A 5394-nucleotide genomic window follows, 5' to 3' on the forward strand; every position below is an offset into this window, starting at 1 on the left:
GCGGCATGGCCTCCGATCGCTATGTGCTGACCTGCAACGGCGTTTCGGTCCCGCTGCAGCCCACCGGCATCGTCGGCCAGTTCGTGGCCGGCATCCGCTATCGCGCCTGGCAGCCGCCTTCGGCGCTGCATCCGACCATCCCGGTGGATTCGCCGCTGACCTTCGACCTGGTCGATACCTGGAATGGCCGCAGCCTGGGCGGTTGCCAGTATCACGTGGTGCATCCCGGCGGCCGCAGCTACGAGACCTTCCCGGTCAATGCCTTCGAAGCGGAAAGCCGCCGCCTGGCGCGCTATTTCCGCATGAACCATACCCCGGGAAAATGGCAGGTCACCCCGGCGCGGGCGTCTATCGAGTTTCCTTTTACGTTAGACTTACGCTACTTCTAAAACTGAGCCGGGCGCGGCCCCGCGCCGCTTGCAAGGCGACACGCCGCACGGGACCTGCTCCCGGCGCGTGCGCCACCCGGCCGCCAATGACTTATGCCCCAGCGTCTCCTGGAAAGCTATCCAGTCGCCAGTGATCGTTACGACGAGATGCTGGCGGCTGACGGCCGCCTGCGCCCGCACTGGCGAACGCTGATCGACCAGCTTGAAAACCTCTCGCCGGACATGCTGCGCCGGCGCGCCAACGAGGTACGTGACGCCATCGCATCCGATGGCGTGACCTATAACGTCTATGCCGACCCCAAGGGTGCCAACCGGCCCTGGGAACTGGACCTGCTGCCGCATCTGGTCTCCTCCGAGCAATGGGATTTCCTGGAACGTGCCGTGGCCCAGCGCGCACGCCTGATGAACGGCTTGCTCGCCGACATCTACGGCCCCCAGCACCTGATCGCCGAAGGCCTGCTGCCACCCGCACTGGTGTTCGGCCAGCACGGCTACCTGATGCCCTGCCACGGCTGGCAGCCGCCCGGCGGCGTGCATCTGCATGCGTATGCGATTGACCTGGCGCGCTCGGCCGACGGTACCTGGTGGGTCGTGTCGGACCGCACGCAAGGTCCGTCCGGCACCGGCTATGCCTTGCAGAACCGCCAGATCATGTCGCGCGCCATGCCGGAAGCCTTGCGCGACATGCACGTGGAGTCGCCGCATCGCTACTTCCACACCTTGCGCGCGATGTTGACGCGCCTGGCCCCGGCCCAGGGTGAAGTGCCGCTGATCGTGCTGCTCACGCCCGGCCCCTACAACGAAACCTATTCCGAACACGCTTTCCTGGCGCACACGCTGGGCTTCCCGCTGGTGGAAGGGGTGGACCTGACGGTGCGCAGCGACCAGGTATTCTTGAAGACCCTGAACGGCCTGCGCCGCGTGCACGCCATCCTGCGCCGCATGGACGATGACTATTGCGATCCGCTGGAACTGCGCGCCGATTCCGCCCTCGGTGTGCCGGGCCTGACGCAGGCCGCGCGATTGGGCAATGTGGTCATCGCCAATTCGCTGGGCAGCGGCGTGCTGGAATCGACCGCACTGCACGGCTTCCTGCCGGCCATCAACGAGCGGCTGTATGGCGAATCGCTGCTGCTGCCTTCAGTAGCGTCGTGGTGGTGCGGCGAAAAACCGGCGCTCGATTACACGCTGGCGCATCTGGATGAACTGGTGATCGTGCCGGCGTTTTCTTCGATGCGCATGCAGCCTGTGTTTGGCCATACCGTCACGGGCACCGCGCGCCGCCGCCTGATCGAAAGCCTGCAATTGCAGCCGCACGCTTACGCCGCCCAGGAATGGGTGCGCCTGTCGCAAGCGCCGGTGATGTCGCGCAGCGGTGACTATCGTTTGATGAATCGCACCATCAGCCTGCGCGTGTTTGCGGTGGCCGATGGCGAAGGTGGCTATCAGGTGATGCCGGGTGGGTTGACGCGCGTGGCGCCACGCCAGCGGCGTGACGTGGTCTCGATGCAGCAGGGCGGTACCAGCAAGGATGTGTGGGTGCTGCGTGAAGCGGAGCGCCCGGACCCGGCCATGGCCGATGACGGCCATGGTGCAGAAAACGTCACGGTCATCAGGGGTACGGTGGATGTGTCCTCGCACTCGGGCGAGAACCTGTTCTGGATGGGCCGCTATTCGGAACGTGTGAAGAATCTCTCGCGACTGCTGCGTACCACCCTGCAATACACCATGGATGGCCAGACCGAGAGTCGCGGCATGCTGGGCAGTGTGTCGTGGATCTGCAGCCAGCTCGGCGTGCAGATGCCCAAATCCGAACCGCGTCCGACCATCACCGGCCTGCAGCAGAGCCTGCAGGCGGCGGTGGTCGATCCTTCCGTACCGGTGAGCGTGGCCACGCAGCTGCGCCAGCTCGCCAACGCTGCCTATCAGGTGCGCGAACATCTGTCGTTGGACAACTGGCACGCCCTGACCAAGATGCCGGCCATGGTGCAGGAGCGCATCAACACCCCCGCCGCCGCACAACATGTGCTGGGTAACGTGATCGATGCCTGTTCGGGGCTGGCCGGTCACGCCCTGGATGACATGACGCGCGATGCGGGCTGGCAGTTCCTGATGGTGGGCCGCCACATCGAACGCATGGCCAACATGGCCGCGCTCTTCGACAACTTCCTGCGCCTGCCGCCACAGCGCCAGACGGCGGCACTGTCGTGGCTGCTGGAGGCGGCCAGCAGCATCGTCACCTATCGCGTGCGTTATCGCCGCACGCCGGAGTGGTTGCCGGTGCTGCACCTCCTGGTGTTCGACGTCAGCAATCCGCATGGCATGGCCTACCAGTTCCGCGTGCTGCAGCAATACATGGCCGAGATCGCCCAGCAGCTGGGCTTGCTGAGCATGACCATTCCGGCGCACCTGACCAGCCAGCTGGAGGCGATGAACCTGGCCGAGTTTGCGCACGATCATCCCAACGTAGCCGAGGCCAATGCGCGCCTGACGCAATTGATGCGCGACGCCGTCAGCGGTGGCTACATGCTCTCGGATGATCTCTCGCGCCATTACTTCACGCCGCTGACCGCACCGGTCAGCCAGGGGGTATGACATGAGCGAGCGCACCGTCTACCGCATCCATCACCAGACCACTTACCAGTATTCGCTGCCGGTGCGGCTGTCGCATCAGGTGCTGCACCTGACGCCGCGCGAACTGCCCTGGCAGCAATGTCTCTCGCACACCGTCAACGTCTTGCCGTCGCCGCAACTGGTGCGCAGCTACGAAGACAATTTCGGCAACGTCATCAAGGCCTTCTCGCTCGATACCGATCACACCAGCCTCGACGTGCAGGCCGATTCCTGGGTCGCGCTCACGCCGCGTGCGCAGCCGCAGCCCGGCATGCAGTGGGAGGAAGCGGCCACGGTGATGGCCTATCACGGCGGCCGCATCATGGCGCCGGGCATGCTGGAGGCATCCAATTTCCTGTTCGAATCCTCGCACGTGCGCATCAAGCGCGAGTTCATCCGCTATGCGGCCGAGTGCTTCAGCCCGGGCCTGTCGGTGGTGGAGGGGGTGCGTGCGTTGATGATGCGCATCCATGAGGAATTCGCCTTCGATCCGGCCGCCACCACTGTGTCCACACCGGTGACCGAAGTCTTCGTCAACCGGCGCGGCGTCTGCCAGGACTTCGCGCACCTGATGCTCTCGTGCCTGCGCTCCATCGGATTGGCGGCGCGCTATGTGAGCGGCTATCTGCTCACCGAGCCGCCACCGGGACAACCGCGCCTGATCGGGGCCGATGCCTCGCATGCCTGGGTCTCGGTGTATTGCCCCGGTGCGGACGGTGGTGAGGGGATGTGGATCGATGCCGATCCGACCAATGGCGTCTTCCCCGATACCAGTCACATCACGTTGGGCTGGGGACGCGATTTCCTCGACATCTCGCCCTTGCGCGGCGTGCTCATCGGCGGCGGACAGCAGACCATGCAGGTGGCGGTGACGGTGTTGCCGGGCGAAGAAGCGCAGGGTTTGCAGCTGTCGATCTGAGCGCAATTTTCTGCATTGTCGCCGCAGCGTCGCCATAAAACACAATGGCCACTATTCGAAGGAATAGTGGCCATGTTTGTTTTTCCGCCAGGCTCAGGGTTGCGCTCAGTGTGCGCCTGCGTCCGCCACCATCAGCGGCTTGCCGCCATCAGGACGATTGCGGTCGGAGGCCTGCTTGACCAGCAAGGCGACCGTGGAGACCAGCGCGGCCACCGCCACCACCGCGAAGACTTCACTGAAGCCCAGCTGGCGGCGCGTGAGTTCGGCCACCAGGAAGGAACCGGCGATACCGCCGAAGCGCCCCACGCCCAGCATCCAGGCCACGCCGGTGGCACGGCCCCGCGTCGGATAGTAGGCCGCGGCCAGCGCGGGCAGGGAAGATTGCGCGGTATTCATCAAGGTACCGGCCACGAACACCACGACGGTGAGCACGCCCACATTGCCCACCGCCTGCCCGATGGCAAATACGGCCACTGCAGTGGCGGCAAAGCCGATGGCGATGACGCGGTTGGCGTTGTAGCGGTCCATCAGCCAGCCGAACAGGATGGCTCCCACGCCGCCCAGCGGGAACAGCGCAGCAATCAGCGTGGCGGTCTTGGGGGCCAGGCCGGCATCCTTGAACAGCACCGGCATCCAGTTCACCAGCGCATAGAAGATCACCAGGCCCATGAAGTAGGCCAGCCACAGCATGCAGGTACCGACCAGGTAGCGCGGTTCGAACAGCAGCGCGATGCCGCTTTTGCCGGTGGGGGCTTCGCCTTGCGGGCCGGTCTCGGCCAGGGTGAAGCGATTGAAAGCAGCGGCCGAGGATGAGATGCGGCGCAGGACCGCGCCGATGCGCTCGGCCGCATAGCCCTTGGCCACCATGTGGCGCACCGATTCCGGCAGGTTGGGCAGCATCACCAGCAACAGCAGCAGCGGGGCGGCACCGCCCAGCATCAGCACGCTGCGCCAGCCCCACAGCGGGATCATCCACGCCGCCAGGAAGCCGCCCAGCGCCGCCCCCAGCGGGAAGCCGCAGAACATGGCATTGGTCAGCATGGCGCGGCGCGCGGCCGGGCTGTATTCACTGGTGAGCGTGACCGCATTGGGCATGGCCGCGCCCAGGCCCAGGCCGGTCAGGAAGCGCAGGATGGTCAGCTCCTGCAGGTTGCCGGCGAAGGCCGAGCCCAGGCAGGCCACGCCCATGACCAGCACCGACAGCAGCAGGATCTTGCGGCGGCCGTAGCGGTCGGCCAGGGGGCCGGAGGTCAGCGCACCGGCTGCCAGGCCGAACAACGCGGCGCTCAACACGGGAGCCAGGTCCGGCTTGGCGATGCCCCAGTCCTTGAGCAGCGAGGGGGCGATGAAGCCGATGGCGGCGGTGTCGAAGCCGTCCAGCAGGACGACGAAGAAGCACAGCGCGAAGATCAGCCATTGATAGCGCGAGAAGGGTTCGCGGTTGATGAACGCCTGGACGTCCAGGGCAGGGGT

4 protein-coding genes are annotated in these 5394 nt (G+C 65.7%); 3 read left to right on the top strand and 1 reads right to left on the bottom strand.

Annotated elements, in window-relative coordinates:
• The 3 genes from B3873_RS23620 to B3873_RS23630 form a co-directional block, all read left to right on the top strand.
• On the top strand, positions 1–389 hold a 389-nt coding region (locus B3873_RS23620), incomplete at its 5' end, for a transglutaminase family protein (protein WP_286869368.1).
• Positions 390–482: 93 nt separating this feature from the next.
• Complete coding sequence (locus B3873_RS23625) at positions 483–2984, top strand: circularly permuted type 2 ATP-grasp protein (RefSeq protein WP_286869370.1); 2502 nt, start codon at positions 483–485, stop codon at positions 2982–2984.
• Between the two features lies 1 nt (position 2985).
• Positions 2986–3921 carry a transglutaminase family protein gene (locus B3873_RS23630; protein WP_276837834.1) on the top strand — a complete coding sequence of 312 codons (936 nt, stop codon included), beginning with the start codon at positions 2986–2988 and terminating at the stop codon, positions 3919–3921.
• Between the two features lie 105 nt (positions 3922–4026).
• Here B3873_RS23630 and B3873_RS23635 read toward each other — a convergent pair.
• Positions 4027–5394: MFS transporter (locus B3873_RS23635; protein ID WP_286869372.1), on the bottom strand; the 1368-nt coding region annotated here is incomplete at its 5' end.

It is taken from the genome of Herbaspirillum sp. UBA812 (assembly GCF_002296545.1).
Classification (GTDB): Bacteria; Pseudomonadota; Gammaproteobacteria; order Burkholderiales; family Burkholderiaceae_D; genus Herbaspirillum; species Herbaspirillum huttiense.

Excerpts from the sequence above, each read along its gene's own strand:
- B3873_RS23625 (WP_286869370.1), top strand. The coding sequence starts at position 483 with ATGCCCCAGCGTCTCCTGGAAAGCTATCCAGTCGCCAGTGATCGTTAC.
- B3873_RS23630 (WP_276837834.1), top strand. The coding sequence starts at position 2,986 with ATGAGCGAGCGCACCGTCTACCGCATCCATCACCAGACCACTTACCAG.